Annotated in this window: 15 protein-coding genes and 1 riboswitch; of the genes, 4 read left to right on the forward strand and 11 right to left on the reverse strand. The window is 53.4% G+C overall.

Annotated elements, in window-relative coordinates; genetic code table 11:
* Window position 1 precedes the first annotated feature (1 nt).
* From rapA to araB, 5 genes are all read right to left on the reverse strand, one after another.
* The gene (rapA, locus tag AACS05_RS03225) at window positions 2–2,908 is read right to left on the reverse strand and encodes an RNA polymerase-associated protein RapA (RefSeq protein WP_045439712.1); all 2,907 of its coding nucleotides are present in this window, start codon (window positions 2,906–2,908) and stop codon (window positions 2–4) included.
* Between the two features lie 176 nt (window positions 2,909–3,084).
* Complete coding sequence (gene polB / locus AACS05_RS03230) at window positions 3,085–5,436, reverse strand: DNA polymerase II (RefSeq protein ID WP_045439714.1); 2,352 nt, start codon at window positions 5,434–5,436, stop codon at window positions 3,085–3,087.
* A gap of 112 nt (window positions 5,437–5,548) precedes the next feature.
* Window positions 5,549–6,244, reverse strand: a complete 696-nt coding sequence (gene araD, locus AACS05_RS03235; RefSeq protein ID WP_045439716.1) for an L-ribulose-5-phosphate 4-epimerase — start codon at window positions 6,242–6,244, stop codon at window positions 5,549–5,551.
* An 11-nt stretch (window positions 6,245–6,255) separates the two neighbouring features.
* Window positions 6,256–7,758 (reverse strand): L-arabinose isomerase, encoded by a 1,503-nt coding sequence (gene araA, locus AACS05_RS03240; protein ID WP_045439719.1) that lies wholly within the window; start codon window positions 7,756–7,758, stop codon window positions 6,256–6,258.
* Between the two features lie 10 nt (window positions 7,759–7,768).
* A complete protein-coding gene (gene araB, locus AACS05_RS03245; RefSeq protein ID WP_045439723.1) occupies window positions 7,769–9,478 on the reverse strand; it encodes a ribulokinase in 1,710 nt (569 codons plus the stop codon).
* Between the two features lie 339 nt (window positions 9,479–9,817).
* Between araB and araC the strand changes: the two genes are divergently transcribed.
* Entirely contained in the window at window positions 9,818–10,663 is an 846-nt protein-coding gene (gene araC, locus AACS05_RS03250) for an arabinose operon transcriptional regulator AraC (protein WP_045439726.1), read from the forward strand.
* Window positions 10,664–10,782: 119 nt separating this feature from the next.
* The gene (locus AACS05_RS03255; protein ID WP_045439729.1) at window positions 10,783–11,550 is read left to right on the forward strand and encodes a DedA family protein; all 768 of its coding nucleotides are present in this window, start codon (window positions 10,783–10,785) and stop codon (window positions 11,548–11,550) included.
* On the opposite strand, the gene thiQ is transcribed toward AACS05_RS03255, so the two are convergent.
* The 4 genes from thiQ to sgrR form a co-directional block, all read right to left on the reverse strand.
* Entirely contained in the window at window positions 11,544–12,245 is a 702-nt protein-coding gene (gene thiQ, locus AACS05_RS03260; protein WP_045439732.1) for a thiamine ABC transporter ATP-binding protein ThiQ, read from the reverse strand. The two genes, AACS05_RS03255 and thiQ, sit on opposite strands and share 7 nt — an antisense overlap.
* Window positions 12,229–13,839: a thiamine/thiamine pyrophosphate ABC transporter permease ThiP gene (gene thiP, locus AACS05_RS03265; RefSeq protein WP_045439734.1), complete on the reverse strand. Its 1,611-nt coding sequence runs from the start codon at window positions 13,837–13,839 to the stop codon at window positions 12,229–12,231. Before thiP ends, thiQ begins: the two co-directional genes overlap by 17 nt.
* Complete coding sequence (gene thiB, locus AACS05_RS03270) at window positions 13,815–14,798, reverse strand: thiamine ABC transporter substrate binding subunit (protein ID WP_045439737.1); 984 nt, start codon at window positions 14,796–14,798, stop codon at window positions 13,815–13,817. Before thiB ends, thiP begins: the two co-directional genes overlap by 25 nt.
* 31 nt (window positions 14,799–14,829) lie before the next feature.
* Window positions 14,830–14,930: riboswitch (TPP riboswitch) on the reverse strand.
* A 35-nt stretch (window positions 14,931–14,965) separates the two neighbouring features.
* A complete protein-coding gene (gene sgrR, locus AACS05_RS03275; protein WP_045439740.1) occupies window positions 14,966–16,621 on the reverse strand; it encodes an HTH-type transcriptional regulator SgrR in 1,656 nt (551 codons plus the stop codon).
* Window positions 16,622–16,720: 99 nt separating this feature from the next.
* Between sgrR and sgrT the strand changes: the two genes are divergently transcribed.
* Together sgrT and AACS05_RS03285 are read left to right on the forward strand one after the other, a co-directional pair.
* A complete protein-coding gene (gene sgrT / locus AACS05_RS03280) occupies window positions 16,721–16,843 on the forward strand; it encodes a glucose uptake inhibitor SgrT (protein WP_045439749.1) in 123 nt (40 codons plus the stop codon).
* A 127-nt stretch (window positions 16,844–16,970) separates the two neighbouring features.
* Entirely contained in the window at window positions 16,971–18,149 is a 1,179-nt protein-coding gene (locus AACS05_RS03285) for a sugar efflux transporter (protein WP_045439752.1), read from the forward strand.
* Window positions 18,150–18,199: 50 nt separating this feature from the next.
* Here the strand turns inward: AACS05_RS03285 and leuD are convergent, their stop codons facing one another.
* Window positions 18,200–18,805: a 3-isopropylmalate dehydratase small subunit gene (leuD, locus tag AACS05_RS03290; RefSeq protein ID WP_045439755.1), complete on the reverse strand. Its 606-nt coding sequence runs from the start codon at window positions 18,803–18,805 to the stop codon at window positions 18,200–18,202.
* A 10-nt stretch (window positions 18,806–18,815) separates the two neighbouring features.
* Window positions 18,816–20,216 (reverse strand): 3-isopropylmalate dehydratase large subunit, encoded by a 1,401-nt coding sequence (gene leuC, locus AACS05_RS03295; RefSeq protein WP_045439758.1) that lies wholly within the window; start codon window positions 20,214–20,216, stop codon window positions 18,816–18,818.
* Between the last annotated feature and the right edge of the window lie 2 nt (window positions 20,217–20,218).

Genomic DNA, 20,218 nt, shown 5'->3' on the forward strand with positions numbered 1-20,218 from the left:
GTTACTGGTGCGTCACGACGATCAGACGCAAGGCATCCAGGCGCCAGCCCGCCTGATCCAGGCTATCCATCACCTGTTGACGGTTGCTTTCGATTGCAGCAAGTTCGTCATCACGGATGTTTGGGTTAACAGCGCGTAGTGCTTCCAGGCGCGACAGCTCCGCAGTCAGCTTCTCGTCCGCTTCTTTGCGCGCGGCGTCGATCAATGCCCGGGCAGACTTCTCAACCTGTGCTTCGCCCAACTGCAAAATCGCGTGGACATCCTGTTGCACGGCGTTGACCAGTTTGCTTCCGGTGTGGCGGTTAACGGCACTGAGCTGACGGTTAAAGGTTTCAAACTCAACCTGCGCGGCGAGGTTATTACCATTTTTATCCAGCAACATGCGTACCGGTGTTGGCGGCAGGAAGCGGTTTAACTGTAGCTGTTTCGGCGCTTGCGCTTCAACGACGTAGATCAGTTCAACAAGCAGTGTGCCTACTGGTAATGCTTTGTTCTTCAAAAGGGAAATGGTACTGCTACCGGTGTCTCCGGAAAGGATCAGATCCAGACCGTTGCGGATCAGCGGGTGTTCCCAGGTAATAAATTGGGCATCTTCACGCGACAGCGCCACATCACGCTCAAACGTAATGGTACAGCCATCTTCTGGCAGTCCCGGAAAGTCAGGAACCAGCATATGGTCGGATGGCGTCAGGACAATTAAGTTATCACCACGGTCATCCTGATTAATACCGACGATATCAAACAGGTTCATGGCGAACGCGATCAGGCTGGTGTCATCGTCCTGCTCTTCAATACTTTCGGTCAGCGCCAGTGCTTTTTCGCCGCCATTGGAGTGAATTTCCAGCAGACGGTCACGCCCTTGCTCCAGTTGCGCTTTCAGTGCGTCGTGCTGTTCGCGGCAGGTTTTGATCAGGTCATCAAATCCCTCGTTGTTTTCCGGTTCTGCCAGATAACCAATCAGATTATTGTAGACCGTATCATAGATGGTACGTCCGGTCGGGCAGGTGTGTTCGAACGCATCCAGACCTTCGTGGTACCAGCGCACCAGCACAGACTGCGCGGTTTTTTCCAGGAAGGGGACGTGGATCTGAATATCATGCGCCTGACCAATACGGTCCAGACGGCCGATACGCTGTTCCAGCAGATCCGGGTTAAAAGGCAGATCAAACATCACCAGATTGCTGGCAAACTGGAAGTTACGGCCTTCAGAGCCGATTTCAGAGCACAGCATCACCTGTGCGCCGCTGTCTTCTTCGCTAAACCAGGCGGCGGCACGGTCACGTTCAATGATCGACATACCTTCATGGAACACGGCGGCGCGAATGCCTTCGCGCTCACGCAGCACCTGTTCCAACTGCAACGCGGTGGTCGCTTTCGCACAGATAACCAGCACTTTCTGCGAGCGATGGCTGGTCAGGTAGCCCATCAGCCACTCAACGCGCGGATCAAAATTCCACCAGGTACCGGTATCGCCTTCGAATTCCTGGTAAATCTGTTCCGGGTAGAGCATGTCGCGTGCGCGATCTTCCGCGCTCTTGCGCGCACCCATAATGCCGGAGACTTTAATTGCGGTCTGGTATTGGGTTGGCAGCGGCAGCTTGATGGTATGCAGCTCGCGTTTCGGGAAGCCTTTCACGCCGTTACGAGTGTTACGGAACAGTACGCGGCTGGTGCCATGTCTGTCCATCAGCATCGAAACCAGCTCCTGACGTGCACTCTGGGCGTCGTCACTATCGCTGTTCGCAGCTTGCAACAATGGCTCAATGTCCTGCTCGCCAATCATCTCACCCAGCATGTTTAGCTCATCGTTGCTCAGCTTCTTGCCTGCCAGCAGCATAGCAACGGCATCGGCAACCGGACGGTAATTTTTTTGCTCTTCAACGAACTGCTCGAAATCGTGGAAACGACTTGGATCCAACAGGCGCAAACGTGCAAAGTGGCTTTCCATGCCCAGCTGTTCCGGCGTTGCGGTCAGCAGCAGGATCCCCGGTACGCGCTCAGCCAGCTGTTCAATCGCCATATATTCACGGCTTGGCGCATCTTCGCTCCACACCAGGTGATGAGCTTCATCGACCACCAGCAGATCCCACTCGGCGTCGCACAGATGTTCCAGACGTTGCTTATTGCGACGGGCAAAGTCCAGCGAGCAGATGATCAGTTGTTCGGTTTCAAACGGGTTGTAGGCGTCATGCTGCGCTTCGGCATAGCGCTCATCATCAAACAGCGCAAAGCGCAGGTTGAAACGGCGCAACATTTCGACCAGCCACTGATGCTGTAACGTCTCAGGGACGATGATCAGCACACGCTCTGCGGCGCCAGACAGCAACTGTTGATGCAGGATCATCCCGGCTTCAATTGTTTTTCCTAAGCCAACTTCGTCTGCCAGCAGAACACGGGGGGCATGGCGACGACCGACATCATGGGCAATATTGAGCTGATGAGGGATCAGGCTGGTGCGTTGACCGCGCAAACCACTCCACGGCATACGGTACTGCTCGCTCTGAAATTTACGCGCACGGTAGCGCAGAGCAAAGCGGTCCATACGGTCGATTTGACCAGCAAACAGGCGATCCTGCGGTTTACTGAATACCAGTTTGCTGTCGAGTAGTACTTCACGCAGCATCACACCGGTTTCTTCGGTATCAAGGCGGGTCCCGATATAAGCAAGCAGGCCGTTTTCTTCTTTTACTTCATCGACATGCAGCTGCCAACCTTCATGGCTTGTTATCGTATCGCCAGGATTGAACATCACCCGGGTCACGGGGGAATCACTGCGCGAGTACAGACGGTTTTCACCCGTTGATGAGAAAAGTAATGTGACGGTTCGCGCATCCATGGCGACAACAGTACCAAGTCCCAATTCGCTTTCTGTATCGCTGATCCAGCGTTGACCAAGTGTAAAAGGCATATGTGTTCGGCTCTATATCTTTAATTGCAGGCAATACTCGTCATTATTCGGGCACCCCGAGTTTTTGAGAGCATACGACACCGCTACCAGGCTAATAAATCAGTGGTAGTGATGTTAAATGGGTCCAGGAATGGAAAGGGCGCTATGGTACTGGATGGCGACGCATTCGTCACGCGTCAAAATAACCCCAGTTGCCCTGTGAGTAGTGTAGCAAAGTTATCATCAATAAAGGGAAGAATTCCCTCCGCAACAGGCTGTAGCTGGCGCGTAAGATAATGTTCGTAATCCAGCGCAGATAATTGATAATCCACCGGTTCCGGGCCGTTTATCGTCCAGACATATTTGATGGTACCGCGGTTTTGATACTGCGGAGGGCGGCCCAGCTTTACGTTTTGTTCGTCAGCAAGCCGTGCGGCACGCACGTGTGGCGGCACATTACGTTGGTATTCGTTCAACGGGCGACGCAGGCGCTTGCGGTAAACCAGTTGGTCATCAAGCTCTCCCGCCATCAGTTTATCAATGGTTTCGCGGATAAACTCCTGATAGGGCTCGTTACGAAAAATACGCAGATACAGCGTTTGCTGAAACTGCTGCGCCAGCGGCGTCCAGTCGGTGCGCACTGTTTCCAGCCCTTTGAAGACCATACGCTGTTGGTCTCCATCCTGAATGAGTCCGGCGTAGCGTTTCTTGCTGCCCGTATCCGCACCGCGAATCGTCGGCATCAGAAAACGGCAGAAGTGGGTTTCAAACTCCAGTTCCAGGGCGCTGGTCAAATTCTGTTGTTGCAGCGATTGTGCCCACCAGGTATTGACGTTATTCACCAATTGCTGGCCAATCCTTCCGGCCTCCTCTTCTGAGTATGCGCCTTTGAGCCAGACAAAGGTTGAGTCGGTATCGCCATAGATGACGTCGTATCCCTGAGCTTCAATCAGTGCTTTGGTCTGGCGCATGATCGCATGGCCGCGCATGGTAATTGATGAAGCCAGCCGTGGATCAAAAAAACGACAGGCGGTTGTTCCAAGCACGCCGTAAAACGCGTTCATGATGATTTTCAGCGCCTGAGAAAGCGGCTTATTACCGCGGCGTTTAGCCTCATCGCGTCCGTGCCAGATCTGGGTAACGATCTCCGGGAGGCAGTGTTTTTCGCGCGAGAACCAGGCATCAAGAAAACCTTCGGTACTGTGTACCGGGTCAGGATGCGCCATACCTTCAATTAACCCCACCGGGTCGATTAAAAAAGTCCGAATGATTGAGGGATATAGGCTTTTATAGTCCAGTACCAGCACGGAATCGTACAAACCCGGGCGCGAATCCATCACGTAGCCGCCGGGGCTGGCGTGAGGGGGGACTTCCCCCAGATTCGGTGCCACGTAGCCGGCGCGGTGCATGCGCGGTAAATAGAGATGGCCGAAGGCGGCAACGGAACCACCGTGCCGGTCGACAGGCAGGCCGTTGACCGTCGAGCGTTCCAGCAGAAATGGCATGATTTCAGTTTTATGAAAAATGCGCGTGACCAGTTCGCAGTCTTTAAGGTTGTATGTGGCAAGCGCAGGCTTATCGTTAGCGAATCGGCGGTCAATTTCGTCCATTCGATCCCACGGGTTATCAATAGATTTCCCTTCTCCCAGCAGCTCTTGCGAAACCGTCTCCAGTGAAAACGATGAGAAATTCCAGAATGCTGATTTAAGCGCTTCAATGCCGTCAATAATCAGACGGCCTTTAGCCTGGGCGAAAAAAACGCCATTTTTGAAACCATGCTCGCGCCACTCCAGCTCGCTGTTATCGCGGCCAAAACGCAGTGGAATACGATAACGTTCGGCATGATTTTGCAAGACGCGTAAATCGAACTGCACCACGTTCCAGCCGATAATCACATCAGGATCGTGACGTGCTATCCAGTCGTTGAGTTTTTCCAGCAACTGAGGACGACTTGCCACGTACTCAAGTGCAAAATCAAGCTGTGAGGCATCACCATTTGCCGGGCCGAGCATATACACAATGCGTTGTCCGCAGCCTTCAAGGCCAATGCAGTACAGTTCACCGTGTCGTGTCGTTTCGATATCCAGTGATACCCATTTCAGAGGGGGACGGTAGTCTGGATTCGGCTTCAGGCGGGCATTTACAAGCGTGTTGCCGCGTCTGTCGCCTTCGACCCAAACGGGGGACGTGACAAAGCGTTCCATCAGATAACGCTCTGGTGGGCGCACGTCTGCCTCGTACACCGTCACTGCGTTTTCTCGCAGCAGTTTTTCCAGACGCATAAGCTGACGATGTGAACGGCAATACAGGCCAGAAACAGGTTGTCGGTGAAAATCTTGCAAATTGAGCGGCGTCAGGCGATAGCCGTTTTCACTACTTAATAATGAGGTGACTCGGGAAACCTGACTTGTGGGGATAAAGGCGACCGACTCTTGAGGCGCAAGCGTGACAAGCAGTGGCCCATCGTCTGTTGCCAGCCAGAATGAAACCTCTGTCCCCTGCGGGGTATCCCGCCAGTGTCGGGTTAAAATAAAACCTGCCTGCGCCACGCTGTGTATCCATCAAAAAACCAGGCATGATTATAGCCTGGTTCTGAGGAGTTTGCTGTGGTTTTATACAGTTGTATGCCGCCAGAGCGCGCTGCACTGCTTGAGTAATTCGCTACTGTCCGTAATAGGCCTTGGCACCGTGTTTACGCAGATAGTGTTTGTCTAGCAGGGTTTGCTGCATATTCGGCAGTTGTGGCGCGAGCTGGCGGCAGAAGATCCCCATATAGGCGACTTCTTCCAGCACAATCGCGTTGTGTACGGCGTCTTCGGCATTTTTACCCCAGGCAAACGGGCCGTGAGAGTGCACCAGCACCCCCGGCATTTGCGCTGCGTCAATGCCTTGCTTCTCGAAGGTTTCAACGATCACATTACCGGTTTCCCACTCATATTCCCCGTTGATTTCGGCGTCGGTCATTTGACGCGTGCAGGGAATAGTCCCGTAGAAGTAGTCCGCATGGGTTGTGCCTGTTGCCGGAATCGACTGACCTGCCTGTGCCCAGATGGTCGCGTGACGCGAATGGGTGTGGACAATGCCGCCAATGGTCGGAAACGCCTGATACAGCAAACGGTGGGTTGGGGTATCGGAAGACGGTTTTTTCTCTCCTTCTACCACTTCACCCGTTGCAATACTGATGACGACCATATCATCAGCGGTCATAACACTGTAATCGACACCGGAAGGTTTTATTACAAATACGCCGCGCTCGCGGTCCACGGCACTAACGTTTCCCCAGGTCAGGGTAACCAGGTTGTGCTTCGGTAGCGCCAGGTTCGCTTCCAGTACCTGACGTTTGAGATCGTCTAACATGTTTATCACCCTTAACGTTTCAAACCGTAATACACCTCATTCCAGCGCAGCGCGTCCTTGAAGGCCGGCAGGCGTGTATCGTTGTCGATCACGGTGATCTCGATATCGTGCATTTCAGCAAACTGACGCATGTCGTTCAGATCCAGCGCGTGACTGAAGACGGTATGGTGTGCGCCACCAGCAAGGATCCAGGCCTCTGATGCGGTGGGGAGATCCGGCTGGGCTTTCCATAATGCGTTAGCCACCGGTAGTTTCGGCAGGTCGTGCGGGGTTTGTACCGTATCAATGCAGTTAACCAGCAGACGAAAGCGATCGCCGAGATCGATCAGGCTGGCAACTACTGCCGGGCCGGTTTTGGTGTTGAAGATCAAGCGGGCAGGATCGTCTTTACCACCGATGCCAAGATGCTGTACGTCGAGGATCGGTTTCTCTTCCACCGCGATAGACGGACAGACTTCCAGCATGTGCGAGCCGAGCACCAGATCGTTACCCTTCTCAAAGTGGTAGGTGTAATCCTCCATAAATGAGGTGCCGCCCTGCAGACCGGTTGACATCACCTTCATGATGCGAAGCAGAGCGGCTGTTTTCCAGTCGCCTTCGCCCGCAAAGCCGTAGCCTTGCTGCATCAGACGCTGTACGGCCAGACCCGGGAGTTGCTTCAGGCCGTGCAAATCTTCAAATGTGGTGGTAAAGGCGTGGAACCCACCCTGTTCGAGAAAGCGCTTCATCCCCAGTTCAATACGAGCTGCTTCCAGCACATTCTGACGCTTTTCGCCGTGGATCTGCGTTGCTGGTGTCATGGTGTAGCTGCTTTCGTACTCGTCGATCAGCGCATTAATGTCGCCGTCGCTAATAGCGTTTACCACCTGAACCAGATCGCCAACAGCCCAGGTGTTAACGGAGAAACCAAATTTAATCTGGGCGGCAACTTTGTCACCGTCGGTGACAGCCACTTCACGCATGTTGTCGCCAAAGCGGCACACTTTCAGGTGGCGGGTATCCTGTTTGGATACAGCCTGGCGCATCCATGAACCGATACGCTCGTGCGCCTGCTTGTCCTGCCAGTGACCGGTGACGACGGCATGCTGTTGACGCATTCGCGCGCCGATAAAGCCGAACTCACGACCACCGTGCGCAGTCTGGTTCAGATTCATAAAGTCCATATCAATGCTATCCCACGGTAGGGCAGCGTTGAACTGGGTGTGAAACTGCAGCAGCGGCTTGTTAAGGATCGTCAGGCCGTTGATCCACATTTTGGCCGGAGAGAAGGTGTGCAGCCAGACCACCATCCCAGCGCAACGATCGTCATAGCTGGCATCACGACAAATTGCGGTGATCTCGTCAGGTGAAGTTCCCAACGGTTTTAAAACCAGTTTGCAGGGCAGTTTTGCTTCGGTATTCAGCGCGTTTACGACGTGCTCGGCATGTTGGGTTACCTGACGCAGAGTTTCTGGCCCATACAGATGCTGGCTACCAATCACAAACCACACTTCATAGTTATTAAAAATCGTCATTGTCGTGTCCTTAATGTGTCAGGGTTGCCTGGTTGACCGGGGCTGTTTGCGCCGGAGCGGCAGTCGGAAGATATTGTTGTTCAGCGCTTACAGCCCACTGCTGGTAGCGGCGATAAAGCTGTTCAAAACGTTGAGCTTGTTCGGTGCGAGGTTGCAGCGTGTTTTCCACAGCACTTGCCATTTTTTGCTGAGCGGTCGGGATATCGGCGTGAACTTTTGCGGCGACGGCGGCAAAGATGGCTGCGCCGAGCGCACAGCATTGATCTGAAGCGACAATCTGCAACGGGCGATTAAGTACGTCGCAGCAGGCTTGCATGATGATCGGGTTTTTACGCGCGATGCCGCCGAGGGCCATCACGTTGTTGACTGCAATACCTTGTTCGGTAAAGCATTCCATGATGGCACGTGCGCCAAATGCCGTTGCGGCAATCAGGCCACCAAACAGTGCTGGAGCATCGGTCGCAAGGTTAAGATCGGTAATGACCCCTTTCAGGCGCTGGTTGGCATTTGGTGTACGACGACCGTTGAACCAGTCGAGTACCACCGGCAGATGATCCAGCGAAGGATTATTCGCCCATGCTTCGGTCAGCGTGGGCAGCAACTGTTTTTGGCTGGCTTTAATTTGAGCTTTCAGTTCAGGGTGCTGCGCTACAAGCTGATCCAGTGGCCAGCTCAATACGCGGCTAAACCAGGCATAGATATCGCCGAAGGCGGATTGACCAGCCTCCAGACCAATAAAATGGGGTACGACGCTGCCATCAACCTGACCGCAAATTCCCTTCACCGCGCGCTCACCCACGCTTTGCTTGTCGGCTATCAGAATGTCGCAGGTAGAAGTGCCAATAACTTTTACCAGCGTATTGGGTTGCGCTCCTGCGCCGACTGCTCCCATATGGCAGTCAAATGCGCCGCCTGAAATCACCACGCTTTCTGGCAAACCGAGGCGTTGCGCCCATTCGGCACACAGCGTGCCAACAGGCAGGTCAGCGGTGAAGGTGTCAGTAAACATCGGGTATTGCAGATGGCGGTTGATAAGCGGGTCGAGCTCATCAAAGAAACTTGCCGGAGGTAACCCCCCCCAACTTTCATGCCACAGAGACTTGTGTCCGGCGCTACAGCGTCCACGACGAATATCCTGTGGACGCACAGTATTTGAGAGCAGGGCCGGAACCCAGTCACACAGTTCAACCCAGGAGGCTGCGGCCTGTGCAACAGCGTTGTCCTGACGGGTAACGTGCAGGATTTTTGCCCAGAACCATTCGCTGGAGTAAACACCGCCGATATAGCGGGAATAATCGGCTTTGCCTGGCGTGTGGCACAGGCGGGTAATTTCTTCTGCTTCTTCTACTGAAGTGTGATCTTTCCACAACACGAACATGGCGTTCGGGTTGTCAGCGAACGCCGGGTGCAGTGCGAGGACGTTGCCATCGGCATCAACGGGAGCCGGGGTTGACCCCGTACTGTCAACGCCAATCCCGACCACTTCCTCGCGCTGCTCAGCGCTCAGTTCGGCCAGCACAGTTTTGAGCGCCGCTTCCATTGATTCAATATAGTCACGCGGATGATGGCGAAACTGGTTATTTGGGCCATCGCAATACAGCCCTTCCTGCCAGCGTGGATACCACTCTACGCTGGTGGCGATTTCCTTGCCGCTGTCACAGTCCACCGCCAGAGCTCGTACTGAATCACTACCAAAATCGAGGCCAATTGCAATTGCCATCGTCTTGCTCCATCCAAAAAAACAGGTATGGATAAACAGTAGATAGTAGGGATAAAAACCGTCAGGCAGGATCCGCTAATCTTATGGATTAAAATGCTGTGACATCACAAAGTGTGACGCTGTGCAAATAATCAATGTGGACATTTCTGCCGTAGTTATAGACACTTTTGTTAGCCGTTTTTGTCGTCGATGTGGTACGGCTTTTTTACAAGATGCTTTTCACAAGCGGGGTTTATGGTCAATTTCTGAAAACACGGCGATCCACTAAAGCGAGGGTGACGATGTCTTGCGCAATATGGACGATTTGTTTCTTATCAGAGCATCGGGAGTATTGAAATTATGGCTGAAACGCAAAACGATCCCTTGCTGCCGGGTTATTCGTTTAACGCACATCTGGTGGCGGGATTAACCCCCATTGAAGCAAACGGATACCTGGATTTTTTTATCGACAGGCCGTTAGGCATGAAGGGCTATATCCTGAACCTTACCATCCGTGGGGAAGGGGTTATCAATAATCAGGGCAAGCAGTTTGTCTGCCGGCCAGGTGATATTTTATTGTTCCCACCGGGTGAAATTCACCACTACGGACGCCACCCCGATGCCAGCGAATGGTATCACCAGTGGGTCTATTTTCGACCACGCGCATACTGGCAGGAGTGGCTGACCTGGCCGACGATTTTTGCTCAGACTGGTTTTTTTCGTCCGGACGAAGCGCATCAGCCGCATTTTAACGAACTGTTTGGTCAGATCATCAGTGCCGGACAGGGGGAAGGGCGATACTCGGAACTGCTGGCGATTAATCTGCTGGAGCAACTGCTGCTCAGACGTATGGAAGCAATTAATGAATCGCTGCACCCGCCGATGGATAACCGCGTACGTGATGCCTGCCAGTACATCAGCGATCACCTTGCAGACAGCAATTTTGATATTGCCAGCGTCGCACAACATGTCTGCCTGTCGCCATCGCGTTTATCGCACCTGTTCCGCCAGCAGTTGGGTATTAGCGTATTGAGCTGGCGTGAGGATCAGCGTATTAGCCAGGCTAAACTCCTGTTGAGTACCACGCGCATGCCTATCGCTACGGTCGGGCGTAATGTTGGATTTGACGATCAGCTCTATTTCTCGCGTGTTTTCAAGAAATGTACCGGTGCCAGCCCAAGCGAATTTCGTGCAGGGTGTGAATAAAAAGTGAATGATGTGTCCTGAAAGTTGTCATATCTCGCAAACTATTCAGACAAATGATGGCTTGACGAAGTTGGGAAGGGTTATCAGAATCCCTGCTTCGTAAATCTGACGGACACATTATGCAAGCATTGCTGGAACACTTTATCCTCCAGTCCGCCGTGTACTCTTTGATAGCCGTACTACTGGTGGCTTTTCTGGAGTCACTGGCGTTGGTGGGCCTGATTTTACCCGGTACCGTAATGATGGCGGGGCTGGGCGCACTGATTGGCAGTGGTGAACTGAACTTCTGGCACGCCTGGCTTGCGGGCATCGTTGGTTGTTTGTTGGGTGACTGGATCTCTTTCTGGCTGGGATGGCGCTTTAAAAAGCCGCTTCATCGCTGGTCTTTTATGAAAAAGAACAAGGCATTACTGGATAAAACTGAACATGCGCTCCATCAGCACAGCATGTTCACCATTCTGGTAGGCCGTTTTGTAGGGCCGACGCGCCCGCTGGTGCCGATGGTGGCGGGTATGCTGGATCTGCCGGTCACAAAATTTATCGTGCCCAATATCATTGGTTGCATACTGTGGCCCCCTTTCTATTTTTTGCCGGGTATTCTGGCTGGCGCGGCGATTGATATTCCTTCTGAGATACAGAGCGGGGATTTCAAATGGTTGTTGCTGGCGACGGCGCTGCTGCTGTGGGTTGGAGGCTGGCTGTGCTGGCGACTGTGGCGCAGTGGCAAAGCCGCGGTTGATCGTTTAACGCCGTATTTGCCACGAGGCCGTCTGCTCTGGCTGGCACCACTTATTCTCGGTATCGGCGTTGTTGCGCTGGTTGCCCTGGTGCGCCATCCATTGATGCCTGTTTATATTGATATTCTGCGCAAAGTGGTTGGCTACTGACGCTCAATTCCGAGCAATGCTGAGACACTGGCATGACCGCTTAATAACTCATCCGTTTTGCCTTGCCACGCTATACGTCCGTCGGCGACCACAATTGAACGCGGCGCAATACGCGCGGCGTCTTCTACGCTGTGTGACACCATCAGCAGAGTCAATTGCTTCTCACGACAAACATCGGCTACCAGCGTTAGCATCTCCTGACGCAGAGCGGGGTCGAGCGCGGAAAACGGTTCGTCGAGCAGTAACACGGGCTGTTCGCGAACCAGACAGCGTGCCAGAGCGACGCGTTGCCTCTGTCCGCCGGAAAGCTCGCCGGGAAGTCTCTCCAGCAGGTTTTCGATCCCCATTTGTTTGGCGATATGGTGCATTTTCTCCTGCTGAAACGCGTTCAGTTTTAATCCCGGATTAAGGCCCAGGCCAATGTTTTGCTGTACGCTCAGGTGACTGAACAGGTTGTTTTCCTGAAACAGCATGGAAACAGGACGACGAGAGGGCGGCGTGGCGGTGTGATCTTCACCTTCAATCAACATGGTACCGCTGGCCGGTGTCAGAAATCCGGCGATCAGATTCAATAGGGTACTTTTCCCGGCACCGCTTGGCCCAAGTACCGCGACCTGCTCACCCCGCGCAACTGACAACGTAAAGCGCATCGGCAAATGGTGGTACAGCCATGTGATATCAATCAGTTTTAACATTTCGACCCGGTAATTTCTCAATAACGGTAAACAGCGTAAAGCACAGGATAAGCAACAATAATGCCGTTACCGCACCATCCTGGCTGCGATAAGAACCAATTTGCTGATACAGGTAAAATGGCAACGTGCGGAAATCATCATTACCAAACAACGCCACCACGCCAAAATCGCCAATAGAGAGCACGCAGGCAAAGGCCATTGCCTGCGCCAGCGGACGTTTCAGGGCGCGCAGTTCAACCACTTTCAGCCGTGACCACCCTTCAATACCCAAAGATTGACACAACCTACTGTAGCGTGTGGTTACATCACGCATTGGATTTTCCAGCACTTTTAACGCGTAAGGGATCGCCATCAGCGCATTGGTGAAAATGACAATGCCATCCGCAGAGTCCGGTAGCCCGATAGTGTCGTTAAGCAACAGGAAGAAGCCGGTAGCCAGCACAATGCCCGGCATGGCGAGTATCATCATGCCGCTAAGTTCCAGCGTCTGGCCTGCCAGTACCTGCTGTCGGGCACGCAGTTCGCGGCTGCTCCATAGCAGCATCATGGTGAGAATAACGCACAACATGCCTGCTGCCAGCGCGATGCGCAGTGAGGTCCACAGCGCTTGCCACAGTACTGGCTGCATAAGCACATCCAGTACATGGCGATTTAAACCATCGACCATCACCGCCAGCAGCGGCGGCAGCAACAGCAGCAGGGCCAGAATAATCAGGATTGCGTCAGCTAGGCGGCTGTGCAGGCGATCGTCGGGATCGCGCCACCCCTGGACCAGCGTGGTACCGGGGGCGATCGCCCGGCTCAGACGTTGGCTAAGCAGCACAAGGGCTAAACAACAAATCATCTGGATCAGCGCCAGCATGGCGGCTCGGGCAGGATCGTAATCAAAGCTCAGCGCCTGATAGATAGCCAGCTCAATGGTGGTTGCTTGTGGCCCACCACCGAGCGACAAGACGGTAGCGAAGCTGGCGAAACACAGCATAAAGATGAGTGCAGCGACGGGGAGGATCTGACGACGCAGCCATGGCCATTCAACAAAGCGGAAGAAATGCCAGCCGCGCATACCTAACTGCGCTGCGAGCTGACGCTGTTCACCGGGAATATTCTCCAGTGATTGCAGCAGTAAGCGGCTGGCCATTGGGAGATTGAAAAAGACGTGGGCCAGCAGAATGCCCTGCAGGCCGTACGGGGAAAACGTCCATTCCAGTCCGAATGTTTGCCAGATTGAGGCCAGCCAGCCCTGGCGACCATATACGCTGAGGATACCAAAGACGGCGACCAGCACAGGCAGGATAAGCGTCATCGCGCACAGGCGCAGCAACGCCAGACGTCCGGGAAAACGGCGGCGATAGAGTGCTCTGGCGAGGAAAATCGCCGGGATGACGGACAGCGCTGCGGATAAAAACGCCTGCCAGAAGGAAAAGCGCACCACATGCCACAGGTAGCTGTCCTGCAACAGCGAGAACCAGTCTCCTTGTGGCGCGTTAAACCACAGCGCCAGAAATGCTGCCAGAGCGACAGCCACCATCAGCGTGGCGGCTGAAAGCCCTGGTATCAGCCAGCCGGGTATTAACGGCTGACGGCGCGTTGCCATTCGCTAATCCATGCCTGACGTTGGGTTGCTACCTGCTGCGGAGTAAATTCCAGTGCGGTAGATGGTTTTTCCAGTTGCTCAAATCCTGGCGGCAGGGCGACCTGGGTAACCGGATACATCCAGTTGCCCGTCGGAATGGCGTTCTGGAATGCCGGAGAGACCATAAATTTAAGGAATTTTTCTGCAAGTTCCGGCTGCTTGCTGGCAGCGGTGCGGGCAGCAACTTCAACCTGCAGATAGTGACCTTCGCTAAAATTCGCGGCGGCGTAGTTGTCTTTCTTCTCTTCGATGATGTGATACGCAGGAGAAGTTGTATAGCTTAGTACCAGATCACTTTCACCTTTCAGAAACAGGCCGTAGGCTTCACTCCAGCCTTTGGTGACGGTGACGGTTTTTGCTGCCAGTTTCTGCCAGGCTTCTGGCGTTTTATCGCCATAGACTTTTTGCATCCACAGCAGCAATCCCAGACCCGGCGTGCTGGTGCGTGGATCCTGGTAGATTACACGCCATTTTTGGTCGCTCTCGACCAGTTCCTTCAGGCTTTTCGGCGGGTTTTTCAGCTTGTTTTTGTCATAAACGAAGGCGAAATAGCCGTAATCAAACGGTACAAACGTGTCGTTTTTCCAGCCGCCAGGGACTGCGACGGTATCGTTCGCCACGTCGCTTTTGGCAAACAGTTTGGTTTGCATTGCGGCTTCAAGCAGGTTGTTGTCCAGACCAAGAACTACGTCGGCTTTACTGTTTTTTCCTTCCATACGCAGGCGGTTCAGCAGTGATACACCATCTTCCAGCGCCACCAGTTTTAGCTCACAGTTGCAGTCAGCTTCAAAGGCTTTTTTGATGGTTGGACCGGGGCCCCAGTCAGCGGCGAACGAGTCGTAGGTATAGACAGTCAAAACAGGTTTGGCGAAGGCAGGCGCTGCGCACAGTAGCAGCAGGGGAAGACATTTTTTTAACACTTTGCACCTCATTAAAAGAGTGGCAAAGGACTTGAGCTGTAGCCTCAAATCCCTTCGCCGGCGTTATCCGGATCAGGTTCGACGGGTATTTTCTCAGCCCGCGCACTCGGCGCAGCACCCCGTTGAGAACGGCACATTGTAATGATTACGTGAATAAATCAAAAGCCTTAAGGATCCGGTGGTGCGAACCATGCAGATTTAAAATCAAACCAGCCGAGGGTATTCATACGTAACCCGCGCATACTCCGCTGTCCCTGAATGATCAGCCAGTGATGGATCAGCGGCACAATAGCTTTACTGGCAAGCAGTTGCTGGCACCACGCTGCCAGACTCATTTCGCCGGTTCGCCAGCGGGCGGCGTCGCTTTCCCAGTCCAGAGAAATACAGTTTTGCAGCAGCGGGACTTCGCATAAATGGGCGAACAGTGAGAAGTCCAGTGGCAAGGTAAAGTTGGCACTGTTGAGCCAGATATCGCTGACGGTCTCGCCTGCATGCCATTGATCGTAGTCGATCTCCTCAATATTCAGCTGTACCTGATGTTCCGCCAGTAATGTTTTCATGATCTGCGCGATAACCCGATGCTCGATATGATCGCGGTAGTAAGTAAGCGTCAGCGTTTCCAGCCCTGCCGGTTTTTCACCGAGTCCTGGTCTCGCGTGATGCCAGCGGGGGAGTAATCCGTAGGCGGGGAACCAGTGTCGTTGATACTGTTCATCAGCCTGAAAAATTAAATTCGTCGGTGAGAGAATGCGGCTTACCCATTCGCGAACGTCCTGATTTGCCCCTCGATGGGAACGTGAATCAAACAGCATGTAGTAGCAGCCTTCTTCCAGGCGGCTTTCGATCGCTTTTTCATCTTCGGTTGGGCCTTTCAGCATCAGACCGCCGCCAGGTTCTTCACCGATGTCCGGTAAGACCCAAACGTTAACTTCATCGATCAACGCCCGGTAGCCAAAGTAATCATCAAATGCGTGAATTTTTAGCTGGCTATGCGTGTTGCGCATTACCGCATAGGGGCCGGTACCAATGGGGTGGCTGGAGAAATTATTGAGCGTTTCCCATTCACGCGGCAGGATCATTGCGGGCACTTGTCCCAATAACCAGGGAAGCCAGCGATCCGCTTGCGAAAGGTGGATATCCAGCGTCCAGGCCGTGGGGGAAACAATTTGCGTGATGTGCGAGTACAGCGGCAGATTGTTAATACGCGTGAGTGAGGAAATCACATCTTCCATTTCCAGCTCGCGACCATGATGAAAATGGACCCCAGGGCGCAGGAAGAAGCGCCAGTGCAGCGGGGAAATTTGTTGCCAGTGATGTGCTATATCGGCTTCCAGTTCCCCATTTTCCTCATTTACCCGAATTAAGGCGCTGAAGATTTGCCGGGCAATGTGGGTTTCAGAACGGCGTAACGCTGTACCGGGGAGCAAGTTGTGCATAGGGCGATAGTAGAGGACACGCATGATGTGTCGGCCCTGACGAAAGCTGCGACCCAAATGGGAAACCAGCATTTGCCGTACGGCTGTTTTATCCCCGACCAGTTGCACCAGTTGATCAATACGATCCTGCTCCAGCAGGTCTTCTGCACGCTGCTGCTGGAGCGCAAGCCCGGTATAGAGAAACGTCAGGCGCGATCGTTTGCCGCGTCCGACTTCTGCTTCCCATGTTAGCCAGCCGCGTTCCTGCATGGTGTTAAGCAGGGTACGCATGTGGCGTCGGGAACAGCTAAGAAGCTCCGCCAGTTCGTTCAGCGTAGTATCTTGCGTTTTGCCGTCACAGCATTGCCACAGACGGATGAACTGTTGTTGCAAACGACCAGAAGACATAAAAGGGGAACTCCTGCGGAAAACTCAGCAATTTTATTATCCCTATATTAAGTCAATAATAGATTCCGATGAAGCGATGAGACGACAAAGGGGTCATCTATGCGTCAGTTCTGGTTGAAATACTTTACCGCGACAGAACGCTTGTCCTGGTTGGCTTGCCTGAGCGCACCGCAGCGCTTAAAGATGCTCGAAGAACTGATGCAGTGGGAGCTGACAAACTGACCTCTGAATGCCGAATTGCAGACATCATGTGTGACTGAGTATTGGTGCAGGCTACCGCCTCGATTCACCCGCCAGCAGATATTACCTGCTGGCTTTTTTTCGTTTCCGCTGCTCAAAAGGAAAGGTAATGCTCTGGATTATGACGATGGGACGGCGCCTTAACGGCGTTTATGCCGCATTTATGCTGGTTGCATTCATGATGGGCGTGGCGGGTGCATTACAGGCACCCACGCTGAGCCTGTTTCTGAGTCGTGAGGTTGGGGCGCAGCCATTTTGGGTCGGTCTGTTTTACACCGTCAATGCGATTGCCGGGATTGCGGTTAGTCTTGGTCTGGCAAAACGATCAGATAGCCAGGGCGATCGGCGTAAACTGATTATGTTCTGCTGCCTGATGGCCATTGGTAACGCGCTGTTGTTTGCCTTTAATCGCCATTATTTAACGCTGATAACCTGCGGAGTACTGCTGGCCTCACTGGCGAATACGGCTATGCCACAGCTGTTTGCGCTTGCACGAGAGTATGCTGATAACTCGGCACGCGAAGTGGTGATGTTTAGTTCGGTTATGCGTGCCCAGCTTTCGCTGGCGTGGGTGATTGGACCGCCGCTGGCCTTTATGCTGGCGCTGAATTACGGTTTTACGGCGATGTTCTCTATTGCCGCAGGCATTTTCGCGATTAGCCTGGTGCTGATCGCGCTGATACTACCATCCGTGGCTCGGGTAGCACAGCCTGTTGATGTCACGCTTGAACAGGCTGGCGGCTGGCAGGATAAAAATGTGCGCATGTTGTTTATCGCCTCTACGCTGATGTGGACCTGTAACACCATGTACATCATCGATATGCCGCTGTGGATCAGCCTTGAGCTTGGTCTGCCTGACAAGCTTGCCGGGATCCTGATGGGGACTGCGGCGGGACTGGAAATTCCGGCGATGATTCTGGCGGGCTATTACGTGAAGCGCTTCGGCAAACGGCGGATGATGATGACTGCCGTAGCGGCTGGCGTGTTGTTTTATCTCGGCCTTATTTTCTTTCATAGCCACACGGCGTTACTTATCCTGCAGCTGTTTAATGCGGTATTTATCGGTATCGTTGCGGGGATCGGTATGCTGTGGTTTCAGGATCTGATGCCTGGGCGTGCTGGTTCGGCGACGACGTTGTTTACCAACAGTATTTCAACGGGCGTGATTCTGGCGGGGGTTATTCAGGGGGCGGTGGCGCAAAGCTACGGGCATTTTGCCGTCTACTGGGTGATTGCGGGGATTTCTCTGATTACGCTGGTGATGACCGGACGGGTAAAAGATGTGTAATCAGCGTGCCGGATAAGACACTTTTGTGTCGCTATCCGGCATGTTGAGTATCAGCGCATAAACGCCGGTTGCTTATTTTCGTAAGCGGAGATGGCGTCTTCATGCTGCAACGTCAGGCCGATGCTGTCCAGGCCATTGAGCATGCAGTGGCGGCGGAAATCATCAATTTTGAAGCTGTATGACTTATCGCCCGCTTTCACTACCTGCGCTTCAAGGTCCACTTCAAAGCGGATCCCCGGATGCGCCTGCACCAGTTTGAACAGCTCATCAACTTCTACATCGCTTAACTTCACTGGCAGAAGCTGATTGTTGAAGCTGTTGCCGTAAAAGATGTCAGCGAAGCTTGGTGCAATCACCACTTTGAAGCCGTAATCAGTCAACGCCCACGGTGCGTGTTCACGCGATGAGCCGCAGCCAAAGTTTTCCCGCGCCAGCAGAATTGAGGCACCTTTATATTCCGGGAAGTTCAGGACGAACTCTGGGTTGGGTTGTTGGCCCTTTTCATCCAGGAAACGCCAGTCATTAAACAGGTGTGCGCCGAAACCGGTACGCGTTACCTTCTGCAGAAACTGTTTAGGAATAATTGCATCAGTATCGACGTTGGCGGCATCCAGTGGGACAACCAGGCCGGTATGCTGGGTAAATTTCTCTGCCATGGTGGTTTCCTTATTTGATGCTGCGAATATCGGCAAAATGGCCGGTAACGGCGGCAGCGGCGGCCATTGCCGGGCTGACTAAGTGCGTACGTCCACCGCGGCCCTGACGACCTTCAAAATTACGGTTGCTGGTGGAAGCGCAACGTTCTCCGGGATTCAGGCGGTCATTATTCATTGCCAGACACATTGAGCAACCCGGCAAGCGCCATTCAAAACCGGCTTCAATGAATATTTTATCCAGCCCTTCCGCTTCTGCCTGTGCTTTTACCGGGCCGGAACCAGGTACCACCAGCGCCTGTACCCCTGGCGCGACTTTACGCCCTTTAGCGATTTCCGCAGCTGCACGTAAATCTTCTATACGTGAGTTAGTGCAGGAGCCGATAAACACCTTGTCGATCGCCACATCGGTCAGCGGGATCCCCGGCTTCAGCCCCATATAAGCCAGCGCTTTTTCTGCCGAAGCGCGCTCAACTGGGTCGGTAAACGATGCTGGGTCGGGAATATTATCGTTCACGGAAATCACCTGGCCTGGATTCGTTCCCCAGGTTACCTGTGGTGCAATCTCTTCGGCCTGCAGAGTTACGATAGTATCAAAGGTCGCACCGTCGTCGGTTTTCAACGTTTTCCAGTACTCAACTGCGTTGGCAAAGTCCTGGCCTTTCGGCGCATGCAAACGACCCTGCACATAGTTAAACGTGGTTTCATCCGGCGCGACCAGACCCGCTTTAGCACCCATCTCAATCGCCATATTGCACAGAGTCATACGGCCTTCCATGCTCAGCGCACGGATGGCATCGCCACAAAACTCAACCACATGGCCGGTACCGCCTGCGCTGCCGGTTTTACCAATGATCGCCAGCACGATATCTTTAGCCGTGATACCCGGAGCAGCAGTGCCGTTAACCTCAATCTTCATGGTTTTTGCCCGGCCCTGTTTCAAGGTTTGCGTAGCCAGCACGTGTTCGACTTCGGAAGTCCCGATACCAAACGCCAGCGCGCCAAACGCACCATGAGTGGCAGTGTGGGAGTCACCGCAGACGATGGTCATGCCCGGCAAAGTCACGCCTTGCTCCGGTCCCATGACGTGGACGATGCCCTGATACGGATGGTTCAGGTCGTACAACTCGACGCCGAATTCATTGCAGTTTTTGATCAGTTCCTGCATCTGAATACGCGCCATTTCGCCGGAAGCGTTAATGTCTTTGGTTTGCGTTGAGACATTATGATCCATGGTCGCGAAGGTTTTTCCTGGTTGGCGAACCGGACGATTGTGCGCACGCAGACCGTCAAATGCCTGTGGAGAGGTCACTTCATGCACCAGATGTCTGTCGATATATAACAGCGGAGTTTCGTTTTGCGCCTCATACACCACGTGCGCATCAAACAATTTTTCGTATAACGTTCTGGCCATGA

This window comes from Citrobacter sp. S-77 (assembly GCF_963864895.1).
Taxonomy (GTDB): Bacteria; Pseudomonadota; Gammaproteobacteria; order Enterobacterales; family Enterobacteriaceae; genus Citrobacter; species Citrobacter murliniae.